This window comes from Collinsella aerofaciens (genome assembly GCF_039752775.1).
Classification (GTDB): domain Bacteria; phylum Actinomycetota; class Coriobacteriia; order Coriobacteriales; family Coriobacteriaceae; genus Collinsella; species Collinsella aerofaciens_R.
On sequence record NZ_JBDMGT010000006.1, the window covers coordinates 31,854 to 48,135 of the forward strand.

16 protein-coding genes are annotated in these 16,282 nt (G+C 61.5%); all 16 read right to left on the reverse strand.

What is annotated here, in order from left to right:
- Positions 1 to 36: 36 nt before the first annotated feature.
- Complete coding sequence (hemW, locus tag ABHR63_RS02750; protein ID WP_346964748.1) at positions 37 to 1,269, reverse strand: radical SAM family heme chaperone HemW; 1,233 nt, start codon at positions 1,267 to 1,269, stop codon at positions 37 to 39.
- 2 nt (positions 1,270 to 1,271) lie between these two features.
- Positions 1,272 to 2,315, reverse strand: coding sequence for a tRNA dihydrouridine synthase DusB (dusB, locus tag ABHR63_RS02755; protein WP_346964747.1), 1,044 nt, complete (start codon positions 2,313 to 2,315; stop codon positions 1,272 to 1,274).
- A gap of 4 nt (positions 2,316 to 2,319) precedes the next feature.
- The gene (lepA, locus tag ABHR63_RS02760; RefSeq protein WP_117770326.1) at positions 2,320 to 4,131 is read right to left on the reverse strand and encodes a translation elongation factor 4; all 1,812 of its coding nucleotides are present in this window, start codon (positions 4,129 to 4,131) and stop codon (positions 2,320 to 2,322) included.
- 96 nt (positions 4,132 to 4,227) lie between these two features.
- A complete protein-coding gene (rpsT, locus tag ABHR63_RS02765) occupies positions 4,228 to 4,494 on the reverse strand; it encodes a 30S ribosomal protein S20 (protein WP_022094714.1) in 267 nt (88 codons plus the stop codon).
- Between the two features lie 133 nt (positions 4,495 to 4,627).
- Entirely contained in the window at positions 4,628 to 5,590 is a 963-nt protein-coding gene (gene holA, locus ABHR63_RS02770; RefSeq protein WP_040359839.1) for a DNA polymerase III subunit delta, read from the reverse strand.
- A 78-nt stretch (positions 5,591 to 5,668) separates the two neighbouring features.
- On the reverse strand, positions 5,669 to 7,972 hold the full coding sequence (locus tag ABHR63_RS02775; RefSeq protein ID WP_346964746.1) for a DNA internalization-related competence protein ComEC/Rec2: 2,304 nt from the start codon (positions 7,970 to 7,972) through the stop codon (positions 5,669 to 5,671).
- On the reverse strand, positions 7,969 to 8,646 hold the full coding sequence (locus tag ABHR63_RS02780; protein WP_346964745.1) for a helix-hairpin-helix domain-containing protein: 678 nt from the start codon (positions 8,644 to 8,646) through the stop codon (positions 7,969 to 7,971). The genes ABHR63_RS02775 and ABHR63_RS02780 overlap by 4 nt, the downstream gene beginning before the upstream one ends.
- 249 nt (positions 8,647 to 8,895) lie before the next feature.
- On the reverse strand, positions 8,896 to 10,140 hold the full coding sequence (gene thiI / locus ABHR63_RS02785) for a tRNA uracil 4-sulfurtransferase ThiI (RefSeq protein ID WP_006235944.1): 1,245 nt from the start codon (positions 10,138 to 10,140) through the stop codon (positions 8,896 to 8,898).
- Positions 10,141 to 10,422 (reverse strand): DNA-directed RNA polymerase subunit omega, encoded by a 282-nt coding sequence (locus ABHR63_RS02790; protein WP_035138532.1) that lies wholly within the window; start codon positions 10,420 to 10,422, stop codon positions 10,141 to 10,143.
- A 5-nt stretch (positions 10,423 to 10,427) separates the two neighbouring features.
- On the reverse strand, positions 10,428 to 10,997 hold the full coding sequence (gene gmk, locus ABHR63_RS02795; RefSeq protein WP_006236131.1) for a guanylate kinase: 570 nt from the start codon (positions 10,995 to 10,997) through the stop codon (positions 10,428 to 10,430).
- Entirely contained in the window at positions 10,998 to 11,306 is a 309-nt protein-coding gene (gene mihF, locus ABHR63_RS02800) for an integration host factor, actinobacterial type (RefSeq protein ID WP_006236130.1), read from the reverse strand.
- A 239-nt stretch (positions 11,307 to 11,545) separates the two neighbouring features.
- A complete protein-coding gene (gene pyrF, locus ABHR63_RS02805; RefSeq protein ID WP_006236129.1) occupies positions 11,546 to 12,262 on the reverse strand; it encodes an orotidine-5'-phosphate decarboxylase in 717 nt (238 codons plus the stop codon).
- Positions 12,256 to 13,164 carry a dihydroorotate dehydrogenase gene (locus ABHR63_RS02810; RefSeq protein WP_346964754.1) on the reverse strand — a complete coding sequence of 303 codons (909 nt, stop codon included), beginning with the start codon at positions 13,162 to 13,164 and terminating at the stop codon, positions 12,256 to 12,258. Before ABHR63_RS02810 ends, pyrF begins: the two co-directional genes overlap by 7 nt.
- 14 nt (positions 13,165 to 13,178) lie before the next feature.
- Entirely contained in the window at positions 13,179 to 13,946 is a 768-nt protein-coding gene (locus ABHR63_RS02815; protein WP_346964753.1) for a dihydroorotate dehydrogenase electron transfer subunit, read from the reverse strand.
- Between the two features lie 116 nt (positions 13,947 to 14,062).
- Positions 14,063 to 15,352, reverse strand: coding sequence for a dihydroorotase (locus ABHR63_RS02820; RefSeq protein ID WP_217750514.1), 1,290 nt, complete (start codon positions 15,350 to 15,352; stop codon positions 14,063 to 14,065).
- Positions 15,336 to 16,280 carry an aspartate carbamoyltransferase catalytic subunit gene (locus tag ABHR63_RS02825; RefSeq protein WP_161161342.1) on the reverse strand — a complete coding sequence of 315 codons (945 nt, stop codon included), beginning with the start codon at positions 16,278 to 16,280 and terminating at the stop codon, positions 15,336 to 15,338. Before ABHR63_RS02825 ends, ABHR63_RS02820 begins: the two co-directional genes overlap by 17 nt.
- Positions 16,281 to 16,282: the final 2 nt, after the last annotated feature.

Here is a 16,282-nt window from a genome sequence, read left to right on the forward strand (position 1 = left end):
GCAGCGTATATATTGCGGTAATTCTACCCGAGCGGCCTAGGCTAGACCCCAAAACAGCTCGAACAGCACATTTCCATCGAGCCAGCCCAAGTGGCTGGGCGCCAAACGAGCACGGACGCGACCTGCGATAACGTCTTTCGAGGCGACGCGCTCCGCAAGCCCCTCAACGCCATCGGGCACCCAAGTGGCAAGGCCCAACTCGAGCGCACGGTCACAGGTCGCCGCCAACTCATCTGCAGCGATCACGTTTGCCGAGCGAACCAACAGGTCGGGCCCAATGCCACGCGTCATGCGGCAGGCGAGCATCAAATCCTCGGCCGCAGCCTCGCGCTGCGACAGATACTCGGCATCAAACGTCGTCGCGGCATCGTCGCGTTGCACCAAGCGCACGCGATATGCATCGCCGCGAGCGGGCACGTCGGGAAACAGCCCGGCCAGGCGATCGAAATCCTCGGCGTCGAGCATACCGGCGGCAGAGCGACCCAAGCCCAGATAGCCCTGTCCGGTCCAATAGGCAATGTTGTGGGCACACTCATGGCCGTCGAGCGCGTAGCTTGCCACCTCATACGGGTGATAGCCGGCCGCACCCAGGCGCTCGCGCGCCGCATCCATGCATGCAGCCTGAAAATCCTCGTCGGGCTCGAGCGACTCGTCGCGACACGCCATGCGGTAGAGCGGCGTGCCCTCCTCAAGCGTGAGCGGGTACACCGATACGTGATGCGGCGCCGCCGCCAACAAGCCATCGAGCGTGCGCTGCCAGCTTACGGCGGTCTGCCCGGGAAGGCCACACATGAGGTCGCAGGACACATCGAGCCCAGCGTCCTTAACCGTCGTGATGGCAGCGAGCGCCCGATCGGCATCGTGAATGCGACCGATGGCGGTAAGTTCGGCGTTATCGAGCGTTTGCACGCCCAGAGAGACGCGTGTGACACCAACCTTGGCAAGCGCAGCGGTAAGCTCGGCGGTCAGCGACTCAGGATTGGCTTCGCAGGTAAACTCAACGGGCTTGCACCACGCAGAGATACGCCGGGCGAGTTCTACCAGACGCTCCCCCGCCAGCGACGGCGTGCCGCCGCCAACATAGACGGTACGGATCTGCGCAAGCGCCCCGACGTCTCCAAAGGCATCAAGGCGCGCATACAACTGCTCAAAATAGGCATCGAGCGCAGCGCTCAGGTCGCACGGAGCAAAACTGCGCGAGTCAAAGTCGCAGTACCGGCACTTTTGGGCGCAAAACGGCACGTGCACGTACAGCGCGGTAACGGCCACCCTTAGGCCTCCAGCGGATGAGGGGGCACCGACTCGCCGGCGGCAAGTGCGGCCTCGCAGGCCACCACATCGCGCTCGATATCATCGACCACTGCCATGAACTCCTCGTACGTGGAGCAGCGCACCACCTGGGCGCGCCAGGCCGCAGCATGGGGCATGCCCTTTAAATACCAACTCGCGTACGTACGGGCACGCGACATGAGCGGCAACAGCTCGTGCGTGAGCGTCAGGTGCTCGCGCAGAGCGCCCAGTCGCTCGACCGAGCTACGCACCGGCACCGGCGTGCCATCGAGCGCAAGGGCGCGAGCATCGCCGAACACCCAGGGGTTGCCATAGATACCGCGCGCGATGAACACGGCGCTGGCGCCGGAGCTGCGCAGACGCTCCGCCGCATCCTCGGCCGAGAAAACGTCGCCCGAACCGATCACGGGAATCTCGACGGCGTCGGCCACCTCATCGACGACCGACCAATCGGCCTGGCCCGTATAGAGCTGCGTGGCACAGCGACCATGTACCGCCACCGCAGCGGCCCCTGCCCCCTCGAGCATCTGGGCAAACGTCGCGGCATTGCGGTCCTCGGCGTAAAAGCCTTTGCGAATCTTTACGGTCACGGGCACATGCGCCGCGCCCACCGCCGCCTCGACGATCTGCTCGGCCAGATCGGGAGTGCGCATAAGCGCCGAGCCCTCGCCCTTGGTGACGACCTTGCGAGCCGGGCAGGCCATGTTGATATCAATCAATGACAGGCGATCGCCCACGCGTTCCTCGACGGCAGCGACGGCACTCGCAAACTGATCGGGCTTGGAGCCAAAGAGCTGCACGCAGATCTGCTGCTCCTCGTCGGCCGGCAGCACCAGACGCCAAGTCTTATTGCTGGCATAGGCAAGACCCGCCACGCTCACCATCTCGCTATAGGCAAGATGGGCACCGCGGCGGCGGCACATGATGCGGTAGGCGGGATCGGTCACGCCCGCCATGGGAGCCATAAGGAACGGCTGCTCGGCATAAGCACCCAGCAGCCGCGTACTGTATTCAGAAAGCGCCATGGACCTACTCGTCCACCTTGAGGATCGCCATAAAGGCCTCCTGCGGGACCTCGACCGAACCGATGGCCTTCATGCGCTTCTTGCCCTCTTTCTGCTTCTCGAGCAGTTTGCGCTTACGCGAGATATCGCCGCCGTAGCACTTGGCAAGCACGTCCTTGCGGCGCGCCTTGACGGTGGAGCGGGCAATGATCTTGTTGCCGATGGCGCCCTGAATAGGCACCTCGAACAGCTGACGCGGAATGATTTCCTTGAGCTTGTCACACAGGCCGCGGGCCAGGCCATAGGCCTTGTCCTTGTGGACGATAAACGAAAGCGCGTCCACCTCGTCGCCCGAAAGCAAAATATCGAGCTTAACGAGCTCGGAGGGACGGTACTCGTTGAACTCGTAGTCGAGCGAGGCATAGCCCTTGGTACGGCTCTTGAGCTGGTCAAAGAAGTCCAGGATGAGCTCGGCAAGCGGCATATCAAAGCGCATCTCGACCGATTTGCTCGTGAGATGGATCATGTCGGTCGTAATGCCGCGGTGCTCGATAGCGAGCTGCATGACGGCGCCCGTATACTCGGGCGGGCAGATAATCTTGGCCTTGAGGTAGGGCTCCTCGATGCGCTCGATGCGCGTAGCCTCGGGCAGATCCTGCGGGCTGCGAACATCAATCATCTCGCCGTCGGTTTTATAGACGTGATAGTCCACCGAAGGGCTCGTGGCAATGAGGTCAAGGTTGAACTCGCGCTCCAGGCGCTCCTTGACGACTTCCATATGCAGCAGGCCTAAGAAGCCCACGCGGAAGCCAAAGCCGAGCGCCACCGAGGTCTCGGGCTCCCACACCAACGACGGGTCGTTGACGTGCAGCTTATCGAGCGCGTCACGCAGGTTCTCGTAGTCCTTGTTATCGATCGGGAACAGGCCCGTATAGACCATGGGCTTGGCCTCGCGGTAGCCGGGAAGCGGCTCGGGGCAGGGATTCGACGCCCACGTGAGGGTATCGCCCACGCGAACGGCCTCGGGGTCCTTCAGGCCCGTGACCACGTATCCGACCTCGCCGACCGTGAGCGCGTCGACCGGGGTCTCGGCGGGACGCTTGACGCCCACGCCATCGACCAAAAAGTCGCCCTTTGCCTGCATCATGCGCAGGGTATCACCCTTTTTGATGGAGCCGTCAAAGATGCGCACCGTGGCGACGACGCCACGATACTCGTCGAAGTACGAATCCAGAATGAGTGCCTTGAGCGGCGCGTTCGCATCGCCCTTGGGCGGAGAGATCAAAAAGACAATGGACTCTAGCAGATCGTGGATGCCCTCGCCGGTCTTGCCCGAGACACACACGGCATCATCGGCAGGAATCGCCAGGTCATCCTCGATCTCGGTCTTAACCTCATCGGGATGGGCCGAGGGCAGGTCAATCTTGTTGATGGCCGGCACAATGTCCAGATTGGCGTTCATGGCGAGCGTCGCGTTGGAGACGGTCTGCGCCTCGACGCCCTGCGTGGCGTCGACAACGAGCACCGCGCCCTCACAGGCTGCCAGCGAGCGCGAGACCTCGTAGGTAAAGTCCACGTGGCCCGGCGTATCGATCAGATTGAACTGATACGTCTCGCCATCGTCGGCGTCATAGGACACGCGAACGGCATTGGACTTGATCGTGATGCCGCGCTCGCGCTCGATATCCATAGTGTCGAGCAGCTGCGACTCCATATCGCGCTCGTCAACGGTATGGGTGAGCTCGAGAATGCGGTCACTGATCGTGGACTTGCCATGGTCGATGTGCGCAACAATCGAGAAGTTGCGGATGTGGGAAATGTCAATTGAAGTATTCATGCGGACTATCTTACCCGAGCGATACAAAAAATGGAGCCTGTTCCATAAAACAGGCTCCATTTATGCGCGTAATCTGTGTGATGTGAAATTTACAACTTAGGCGTTGATGCTGTTCACGAGCTTGGCAAGACCGGACTTGCGGTTGGAAGCCTGGTTCTTGTGGATAACATGCTTGGCGGCAGCCATGTCGAGACGCTTGGTGACGGTCTTGAGTGCAGCCTGGGCCTTCTCGGCGTCGCCCTCGGCGACGGCGGACTGGACGTGCTTGGTCAGCGTCTTGAGCTCGGACTTGACAGCCTTGTTACGCATGCGAGCTGCCTCATTGGTGCGGATACGCTTCTTCTGAGACTTGATGTTTGCCACTTCTGGAGTTCCTTTCGAGTTCCTTGCAAAAAATGTATGACACCTCTGAGACACGGTGAGGTCATGCAAGCGCTTATTATAGCACGCTCCCCCTCAAAGGGATAGAACGAATTTGTCAAATAGGCAGGTATCATCACGATTTTCTCAAGATGTTCGTAATCCAGAGCAAAAGCGCGGTCCGAGAATCGGCCGAACCCTTGAGCGCGAGCTCCACATCGACCGCACCCTCGAGCGCTGCGACGAGCTCTGCCATCGAAAAGCGACGTGCCCAGGTCAGGTGATTCTTGACCTGCCAGGACTGGAGCTTGAGCGTTGCGGCCAGCTCACGACCCTGTCCGCGCGCATCGAGCGCCTTGGCAACGATAAGCTCGCGAATGCGGCCGCACAGCAATGTGTAGGTCCACACGTAGCTCTTGGAGGGCAGTAGATTGAAAAGCTCGAGTGAGCGGCGCATGTCACGTGCCGAGACCGCATTGAGAAAGTCCCAGGGCTGGACTTCGGCCGTGCGCACGATCCAGCGTTCCACATCGGCAAGCTCAATCTGAGGCGCCTCAACCATTTGGGCAAGCTTAGCCAAGTCGTTATCGAGCATGCGAGTGTTTTCACCCGAACGCGAGACAAGTTCCTCGGCGGCCGCCGTCGAGATCGACTTGCCATGCTGCGTCGCCATCTGCTGCACGCGGCGCGGAAGCTCCCAGCGCTTGGTGCCGGAGCAATCGATCACGGCCTTCTTGTCAATCTTGGCGATTGCCTTGTACAGGCGCGTGTTCTTGGCAAGCGAATCGGCGATTATGAGGCAAACCGTTGTGGGGCTGGGACTCGCCAGATACTCGACGAGCGGCTCCGAGACCGCCTTGGCGAGCTTTGAGCAGCCATCAAGGATTACCAGGCGAAACTCGCTGCCCATCGGAAAGGTGTTAAGCGATCCGATAATCGACTCGATATCGGGGTCCTTGGTCATGTCGCGCTCGTCGAGGTTGAACTCGACCATACCCGACTTTTCCAGACGCGCTTTCATACGCGAGACGGCGTGATCGCGCTTGACTCCGTCGGTACCGACAATCAGATATGCCGGCAGCAGACCGGTTTCGGACATTGCGCTCCCCTCCCGCAGGCCTTCGTATTCGCTCCGTGCCATTCTAGCCCAGGGGCCCACCACACGCCAACGACGTCGTCACGGTCGCTGGCATCGCATCGCAAAGCCATTCGCAGTCGGCGTGACGGTAATGTCGCCGTGTTCGATAGTGCACGCGAACACGCCGCCCGCTTCCTTAACGGCATCGATGCAGGCGTCGGACGGATGGCCGTATCGATTCCCCTCGCCCGCGCTCGCGAGGGAAAGCTCGGGCTTCAGGACGTCCAGCAACTCACCATCGACTGAAACCTTAGAGCCGTGATGCCCAAGTTTAAGGACATCGATATCCCCCACCTCCTGCACGAATTCCCGTTCTTGGTCGAGCTCGGCATCGCCGGTGAGGAGCATACGCAGGCCCTTGCCTTCCTGAATATAAGAGAGCAGCAGGACAAGCGAGTCCTCATTTCCCTCGCCATCCACGGACTCGAATGGCCACATCACGCGGGCGCAAAATGAGCCGATGTCGACTGTATCCCCACGGCGCACCTGCCGATACTCCACGCCAGGTCGGTTCAACACCTCGGCAGGAGCATCCTCCAGCGCATCAGCCGCCACGGCAATCGTTCCGACCGAAAACTGTTCGAGCACGGCAGGCAGACCACCCCAGTGGTCCTCATCCCAATGCGTCACAAAGACGGCATCGATATGGTGCACGTTATTGCGGACCAACGCCGCCACCACGCGCTCGTCGAGCCCGCAGTCGACGAGTGCTACTGCGCCGCCCTGGCGGATAAGAATCGCATCGGCCTGGCCCACATCGAGCACCGTCACCGAAGGCGGAGCGAATCGATCCCAGTAGACGTACGGAATCGCAGCCAAGAGCACCAGGCATGCAAGCCCCACCGCCATAGGACGTGCACGGGGACGCGGCCACCGGACAAGCAGAACCGCCAGCAAACACGGCACTAGGTAAATCCACATGCTATCGGGCGGCACGCTCACGGATGCACCCGGCACGGCGGCAAACAGCCGCTCGAAGAACAGCGCGCAACGGGCGGCAATCATGGGCACAACGAGCGCCCAAGTCCGCGACGGCGCCACGAGCGAAAAGGGAACCAGCACGATCGACACAGCAAGCAGTACGCTCACCACCGGACCGATGACCGCATTTGCCAACGGAGCAATGAGCGAGAACGTACCAAAGGCAGGAATGGTGATGGGGAGCGTCGCCAACTGCGAGCACAGTGTGACGGAGAGCATGCTGGCAATGCCCGACGGCACGCTCAGCTCACCCAAAGCGTAGGTAGCATACGGGCAAAAGCACAGGATGGCAAAGACGCTGGCACATGAAAGCTGAAAGCCCATCTCGAACAGCACCGTCGGCCTCAGTAGCACAAAGATGGACATGGTTACGAAGAGTGCCGATGCGCCGTGCCGACGACGCCCCGCTCCGTTTACGACAAGCGTCGCGAACACCATGCAGCACGCGCGCACGGCCGAGGGAGACGCGCCCGTAAAGGCAGCGTAGCCCACAAGCGTTATCGCCAATATCACCCGCTGAAAACCACGTGAGCACCGAGTCTTTTGCAATACGCCCTCGATCACAAACCCCACGATAGCCAGATGGCTGCCCGAGACGGCGATAAGATGCGCCGTTCCCGTCACCGAAAACCAGTCGCCCGCCGGCTGGGCGCGCAGCTCGGCCGAACGACCACAGACGACACCGGCTATGAGCGCACGTGCCGGGTCGGTCGCAGGCGCGATGAACGCAAGCAGCCAATTTCGCAGCCGAAGCAGCGGCCCCGGAGAGCCCTCATCGACCGACACAATCCGAACGGCTTGAACCTTGCGCACCTCGCCTCGGAGCACGCGCAATCGTCCATACGCATCGTTCTCAAAACGTGAAACGCGACCGATAACACGCACGTGCGCCCCGACCTTGAGCTCGCGGTCGCACGATAGGCGAACCGTTGCCAAGTTCTTACCGTCCGCGCGTACCTCGCAGGTATAGGAATACACGTCGTCGTTTATGGATGGATCACCCTGCACGACAAACTCGAGGCTGCTTGCCGCTCGACCGTCGAGCGCCTTCGAGGCGTTGAGCGCGCCCGCAGCCCACCACGCCGAGACGACCGCTCCCGCCACGAGACCGACGGACGCGGCATACAGCCACCGCTTCCAAGGGGCAAGCCGCGCACAAGATTGAGCCAGCACAACGAATACCGCCGCCGCAACGGGAATGGCCCATAGCAGCCCGACCGCCGGCGCCTGCTCCCTCAGCAGCGCATCAGCGGCCACGTTGAGCACCAAGGCGCAGCTCATACACATGCCGGCACACAGGGCCATCGTCCACGGCATCAGGGGCCGCGGAGGCATCACATGTTCGCGCTCGGTCGCACTCATACGCAGATGCAATCTTTGATTTTGGCAAGCTTCTTCTCGCCGATTCCCGACACACGCATCAGATCGTCAACCGAGGCAAAAGCACCGTTCTTTGTACGCTCATCGATAATCGACTGTGCCATGGAGGGACCGATGCCCGAGAGCGTCTGCAGCTCTGCCGCGCTTGCCGTATTGATGTTGACTAGGCCCGTTGCGCCACTCACGCCCAATGATGCGGAAGCCCCACCATCAACACCGGCTTCCGCAATGGACGCCTGCTGCTCCCCCACCGTTGGAACGTGAATCTTCTGCCCATCGACGACCTTGGATGCCCGATTGAGCCCCGTAACGTCTGCCTCGGGCGCCAGCCCGCCGGCGGCATCTATCGCCTGAGCCACCCGCGCGCCGTCCTTGACGCGATATACACCGGGCGACACAACGGCACCATCAACATCGACATAAACCTCTGCCGCGGCAGACGCCTTAGACGAAGAGCCTTCGGATGTCTTTCCGCTCGAGGCATCGCCGGATCCCGGCTCCACTAACGAGCCCGAACCATCAGTGCGCTCAAACGACACGCCGCCAGTACCGCCGCCAAGGTTCGCCATCGCCAAGCCGCTCGCCATCGCAATGACGACCAGTATCGCCATCACCACTGCCTTGTGACCGAGCAGCTTGTCCGCCAAGCGGTCCATCCGTTTGACCCGTTCGTGTTGTTCGCGCTGCGCCATAGCAAAACCTCCCAACACCATCGTGTCAGGAAAAAAGCCCTGCAACAGCCACGCTCCAAAACCGGTTTTAGCGGTCAAACCAAATACCGACCAAAACCTTGCACAAATCTGTCCATTTATTCAGGCACACGTCAGCAAATGAACACTTAGCCGCAAAAAGCCCAGATAGCAAAAGACCGACGATGCAGGCGCATCGTCGGTCTATGCACAAATTTACTCGTGATCTTGGTAAATCTCACGCGGAGCAAGCTCCGAATGTTTGCGTTTTAAGGTCTTGGGGGCCTTATACGTGTTGCTTTCGAAGTCGATGTACTCAGTCTGCTTGAGTAGGCGCTCGATCATCTCCTCGTGATCGAACAACTCCCAGGCCTCATGCACGGCATCGAGTTTAGCGTGCGTCTCGGGACGACGCGGCATAAACAGCGTGCAGCAGTCGGGAGCGGCCTCAGTCGAGATATCGAACGTACCAATCTCCTCGGCGCGCGCGATGATCTCCTGCTTGTCCGAACCGATGAGAGGACGGAACACGGGAATCTTCACGGCCTCGTTAACGGCCATGATATTCTCAAGCGTTTGGGAGGCAACCTGTCCAAGCGATTCGCCCGTCACGATGGCCTTGGCGCCCTCGATGTGTGCAATGCGCTCGGCAACCGAATACATAATGCGGCGATACATGATCACGCGCAGGTTGCTGGGACAGGTGACCGAAATCTCACGCTGGCAGTCGCCAAACGGCACCACGTACAGGCGGCCGATCTGGACACCCGGCTCAAGCGCACGGATGATGTCCTGCACCAAATACTCGCTCGTGTCGGGCGTCTGCGGACGACCTGAGAAATGTACCGGCACGCACACCGCGCCGCGACGCGCGAGCATCCAGGTTGCCACCGGAGAATCAATACCCGACGACAGCAGCGTCACGACCTTGCCGGCAGAACCCACCGGCAGACCGCCCACGCCGCGCTCGGAGCGCGCGTACACATAAACGCTACCCTGGACCACCAGTACGTGCACCATCGCATCGGGGTCGTGCATTTGAACCTTTTTATCGGGGAAGGCCTCGCACAGCACCTCGCCCACCTGACGATTGATGTCAATCGAGGTGAGCTCATAATCGGTATTGGAGCGCTTGGCGTGCACCTTAAACGAATCGAAGGAACCAAACTCGCGCAGCGCCTTCACGGCGGCGGCACAGTACTCCTGAGGGTCGCGATTGGTGTGATACGCCAAAGACACACGAGCAACGCCGGGAACGGTGCGAATGACACGCGCCGCCTCGTCGGCCTGATGCTCGTTAAAGGTCACGAGGATATAACCGGAAATTCGAGACACGGCATTCACGGAAAAGGCGGCCAAGGCCGCCTTGATGTTATCCATGAGGATATGCTCAAAATGTGCGCGGTTCTTACCCTTCAGTCCAACCTCGTGATAGTGGACCAGGCAGACGCGAGCCGCCATTTAGGCTTCAGCAACCTTGTGGCCGAGCGCCTTCTCGTAACGGGCCTCGTCGTAAGAGATGTCGCCGTCGACAATCTCGTCCATAGCCATCGAGATGGTGTCGGCACCGGAAAGCCCGATGGTGATGTCATCGACATCCTGGACGGCAAGCACGCGGTTGTGCTGGCCACGCAGCATGCTATTGATATCGCAGGCGCGCTTGGAGGCAAGCGAAGCGAGCAGGAAGCGGTTGTGATCGGTCTTCTCCAGAAGATCGTCAATGCAAGGCTTTACAACGGACACGGACCTCAGATCCTTTCATGCATATCGAGAACGCGAACGAGCTCATCGGTCGCGCGGTCGAGATCGTCATTAACCACGACGTCGTCGTAGCGGTCGGCAAGGGCAAGCTCATCGGCGGCGTTTGCCATACGCAGCTCAATCGTCTCGGGCGTCTCGGTACCGCGACCGACTAGACGCTCGCGGAGCACCTCAAGCGAAGGCGGCTTGATAAAGATCAGCACGGCCTCGGGGAAACGCTCCTTCACCTGCAGGGCGCCCTGGACATCGATCTCCAAAATCAGAGATGCGCCAGAGGCGAGCTTGGATGTGACCTCGCTCACCAACGTGCCGTAGCAGTTACCGTGGACCTCGGCCCACTCAACAAACTCACCGTTTGCCACGCGGCGGTCGAACTCCTCGCGCGTCAGAAAAAAGTAGTTGACGCCGTCGACCTCACCTTTGCGTGGTGCTCGCGTGGTAGCCGAAACCGTCAGGCCCAGGTTCGAGCGGCGCTCGCGCACACGAGTGACGAGCGTACCCTTCCCTGCGCCTGACGGTCCAGAAATCACAAAGAGCTTGGAATCCTGAGCGCTCACTTATTTGGTCAGCTGCTCGAGGAGCTGCTCGCGCTGACGGACGCCGAGGCCCTGGACGCGACGGGTAGCGGAGATACCGAGCTCCTCCATGATCTTGGCGGCCTTGGCCTTGCCATAACCAGGGAGAGACTCGATGAGGGTGGAAACCTTCATGCGGGAAGCGATGGGGTCATCGGAGTTGAGCACGGACTCAAGGGACTTCTCGCCCTTCTTGATCTGCTCGCGAAGCTCAGCGCGGGCGTGACGTGCGGCAGCAGCCTTCTCAAGAGCCTGCTTGCGCTGCTCATCGGTAAGCTGAGGGAGTGCCATTCGTACCTCCAAATAGTTGGGTTATATCTGATTCAATAATTGGCATTTTAGCACGTAGAACGTGCAAAATGCCCAATCGCGGCTCCATAGGTTAGACGATACCCGCAAAAAGTGCAATATACTGCGCCCAAAGTTAAGCCCCTGACCTGCGATTCCACACAAAGGATGGGAAAGTTTACGCAGGCACAGGGGCTATTTTGTGCTAATGAGACCCAAAAGTGGTGACTTAGGGGAATCTTTTACGCGACGTTTTCGACCAGCTCGGCGACGATGGCGTCAAAGGCGGCAACCGGATCGTCGGCGCCGGTGATGGGACGGCCCACCACAATGTGGCTTGCGCCGCGCTCGATAGCCTGGGAAGGCGTCGCCACGCGGGACTGGTCGCCTAAGGCGGCGCCCACCGGACGCACACCCGGAGTCACGATCAGGGCATCAGGACCCAGCAGCTCACGCATGTCGTGAGCCTCCATCGGCGAGCACACGATGCCATCGATGCCACTGGCCTGAGCGAGCTTTGCCAGGCGGGCGGCCTCCTCGGCCACCGGCGACTCGACGCCAATCTCGCTCAAGGCATCCTGATTCATGCTCGTGAGCACGGTGATGGCGACGAGCTTGGCGCGGTCCTCGCGTGCTTCCTCGGCACCCTCGCGGCAGGCAGCGAGCATGGCGCCCGAACCCAAGCCGTGAACCGAGAGCAGGTCGGCACCGGCAAGCGAGGCCGAGCGGGCGGCACCGCGAACCTGATGCGGAATGTCATGGAACTTAAGGTCAAGGAAAACCTTAAAGCCCAGGTCCTTAAAGGTCTTGACGATCTCGGGGCCCTCAGCGTAATAGAGCGTCATACCAACTTTAAGCCAGGCGGCATGGCCCGAAAGCTCGTGGGCGAGCTCGAGCGCACGCTCGCGGTCGCAGTCGAGAGCGACGATTACGCGGTCGCGGGCATCGGTCTCTAGCATTCGAAAGCACCTACCAGTTCGTTGATGTCCTTCACGCCTTGGGACTCAGCCCAGGCCTCGAGCTCGTGCGCGATCTTGAGCGAAGCGCACGGATCGACGAAGTTGGCCATGCCGACCGACACGCAGGTGGCGCCGGCCAGGATAAACTCGGCCGCATCCTCGCCGGTCATGACACCGCCGACGCCGTTGATGGGGATATCGACGGCCCGGGCAACCTCCCAGACCATGCGCACGGCGATGTGGTGGCACAGCGGGCCCGAAAGGCCGCCCTTGGGCTTGGCCACGCGGGACTTGCGGGTATGGACGTCGATGGCCATGCCCTGAATGGAGTTGATGACCGAAAGGCCGTCGGCGCCGGCAGCCTCGAGGGCCTTGGCAATCTCGGCGACGTTGACCGGCGCCATCTTCACGAACAGCGGCTTATCGGTCACCTTGCGGCAGGCAGCCATAACGGATGAGGCGCCCTCGGGCGTAGAGCCCATGGCGGCACCGCCGGCGGCGATATTAGGGCAGCTCACGTTGATCTCGTAGCCGGCAGCCCAGGGGCACAGCTCGACATACATCTCGAGCGCGCGGACAAACTCGTCAACGGAGTGGCCGGCAACCTGACAGATGACCTGGCAGCCGTCCTTGGACAGCTGTTCGAGCCACGGACCGGACTCGCGAGCAAAGGCGGCCACGCCGGGGTTCTGAAGGCCCACGGAGTTGATCATACCGCCGGGGATCTCGGCCATGCGGGGCGCGGGGTTGCCGGGCCAGGGCTCGGCAGCGCAACCCTTGGTGGTGATGGCGCCCAGCTGGGAAACATCAAAGAAGTTCTGGAACTGCCAACCGTAACCAAAAGTACCGGCTGCGGTGTTGATGGGGTTCTGCATCTTGACGCCGCCGAAATCGACGGCCATGTTCACGGTACCCACTAGAAGACCACCACCTTGGAAGCATCGAACACGGGGCCGCACATGCAAGCACCCTTCATACCGTCGACCGTCTCGACATTGCAGGTGTTGCAGGCGCCAAAGCCACAGCTCATCATGCGCTCAAGCGACACCTCGCAGTACGCACCGGCCTCGGCGGCAGCGGCGGCGACTTTCTTCATCATGACAGCGGGGCCGCAGCTGGCGACGTAGTCGTAGCCGCCCTCGCCGAGCAGCTCGGCTGCCGGGTCGGTGCAAAAACCGTGCGTGCCCAGCGTGCCATCGTCGGTGCACACGTTAACCGTGGCGCCCAGCGCGCGGAACTCATCGACACCCACGGCCTTGGAAGCGGTGCCAAAGCCCAGGCACACGTCAACATCCACGCCCTGCTCGGCAAGCATACCGGCAAGACACAGCACAGGCGGAACGCCGATGCCACCGGCGACGAGCAGCGCCTTCCTGGTGCCCTCGGGAACAAGCCAGCCGCGGCCGCCAGGGCCCAACAGGTTGGACTTGGAGCCGGGACCCATCTGCGACAGACGACGGGTGTCGTCACCCACGACGGCGTACCACAGCTCGACGGTACCGGCCTCGGCGTCAGCGCGATAGAAGCTCAAGGGCACGCGAAGCAGCGAGGACGCATCGCCGGGCACGGCAATGTTCACAAACTGGCCGGGCTTGAGCGCACTTGCAAGCTTGGGGGCCGAGATGACGAGCGAGAAGATGCCATCGGCGATCTCCTGGTTCGAGACGACCTCGAAGTCGTGCATGCGTGCAGTGGAAGGTGTGGGCATAGACGCTCCAATCCCCCATGCGGTTGCATGGTCAAAACGAACAGAAAGCGCGGCACCGCAAGGGCACCGCGCACAAAAGCGATAAGGCTATGCTAGCAGATGCAGCCGTCGGCGAGCGTCTGCTTACCGCCGACAAACACATCGGTGGCACGACCGGTAAGCGTGCGGCCGGCAAAACCGGAGTTCTCGGCGCGCGACTCGTAACCGTCCTCGCCGACCGTCCAGGTGGCAGAGGGGTCGAACACGGTCAGGTCGGCAACGGAGCCCGCCTTGACCTGAACCTGGTCGAGGCCCAGGATCTCACGCGGCTTGATGGCCATGAGCTCGACCATACGGCCCATGCTCATCTTGCCCGTGTTGACCAGCTCGGTGAGTACGAGCGACAGCGAGGTCTCGAGGCCGATCATGCCAAAGGGCGCAAGCTCGAACTCGCGGGCCTTCTCCCACGGGGTGTGGGGAGCGTGATCGGTGACGATAGCGTCGACGGTGCCGTCGATGACGCCCTGACGGATGGCCTCGGCATCCTCCTCGGTACGCAACGGCGGATTGACCTTGAGCGAGGTGTTGTAGGTCTCGTCCAGGTCGTTCTCGGTCAGGAACATGTGGTGCGGGGTGGCCTCGCAGGTAACCTGAACGCCCGCGGCCTTGCCGGCACGCACGAGCTCCAGGCCATGGGCGGTGGAGATGTGCTGGATGTGCAGCTTGGCACCGGTCAGCTTGGCGATCTCGATGTCGCGGGCGATCTGGAGCTCCTCGCCGGCAGCCGGCCAGCCCTCGAGAGCCAGACGGGTCGAAACCTTGCCCTCGTTGATCTGGCCGTGGCCGACCAGATCCTCGTCCTGGCAGTGGCTCATAAAGACCTTGCCGAACATCTTGCCGTAGTCCATGCAGCGACGGAGCATGCCCGCGCCCTGCACGCCGCGACCATCGTCGGTGAAGGCGACGGCGCCGTGGGCGACCATATCGCCCATCTCGGACATGGCCTCGCCCTTAAGACCGCGGGTCATGGCGCCCGAAGGATAGACGCGGCAGTGACCGACCTCGGCAGCACGGGACTTGACGAACTCCACGACGGTGCCGTTATCGGTGACGGGATCGGTGTTGGGCATGGAGCACACGCCGGTAAAGCCGCCCTTGGCAGCCGCGCGGGTACCGCTCTCGATGTCCTCTTTGACCTCGTAGCCGGGCTCGCGAAGGTGAACGTGCATATCCACCAGGCCGGGGACGAGGTACTTGCCGGAAAGGTCGCGGACCTCGGCTCCCTCGACGGCGAGATTCTCGCCGACCTCGGCGATCTTGTCGCCGTCAATCAGGACGTCAACGACACCGTCAAGCTCGACGGACGGGTCGACGACGTGGGCATTCTTAAGAAGCAAGGCCATTATCGGCACCTCCAAGCAGCAGATACAGGATAGCCATACGCACGCAGATACCGGCGTAGACCTGCTCCAGGATGACGGAGCGTTGCGGGTGGTCGGCCATATAGGAGTCGAACTCGACGCCGCGGTTGATGGGACCCGGGTGGCAGATGATCGCATCGGGCTTCATGAGCTTCTCGCGGTCCTTGGTCAGGCCGAAGAGCCTGTGGTACTCACGAATGGTCGGGAACGGGGCACCCTCGAGGCGCTCCTGCTGCACGCGCAGCATGTAGACGACGTCCAGCTCGGGCAGGACGGAATCGAGGTCGCTCGTCACGTGGTCGCAGCCCAGAACCTCGGGCGCCGGCGGCAGCAGCGTGCCGGGGGCGACGGCGTAGGTCTCGCAGCCCATGATCTTAAGGGCGGGGATCAGCGAGCCGCAGACGCGGGAGTGCGCGATATCGCCGACGACAGCGACCTTCAGACCGTGGAAGTCACCCTTGTGCTCCCAGATGGTGTACAGGTCGAGCAGGGCCTGCGTGGGATGGTTGTGCTTGCCGTCACCGGCGCAGATGACGCTCGCGGGCGAGTTCTGCGTGACGATGTAGGGAGCGCCGGCGTGCTTATCACGCACGACGATACAGTCGATCTTATAGGCGTTGAGGGTCTCGACGGTGTCGACAAGGCTCTCGCCCTTGACCGTGGAGGTCGAGGAGCCGCCAAAGTTGAGGCTGTCGGCCGAAAGACGCTTCTCGGCGAGCTCGAAGGAGCTACGGGTGCGCGTCGAGGGCTCGTTGAACATGTTGACGATGGTCTTGCCCTTGAGCGTGGGGACCTTCTTGATCGCACGCTCGTTAACCTCGGAGAACGCCTTGGCGGTCTCGAGGATGAGCTTGATGTCCTCTTCGGAGTACTCGGTAATGTCGATCAGGTGCTTATGGTTGAACGCCACGG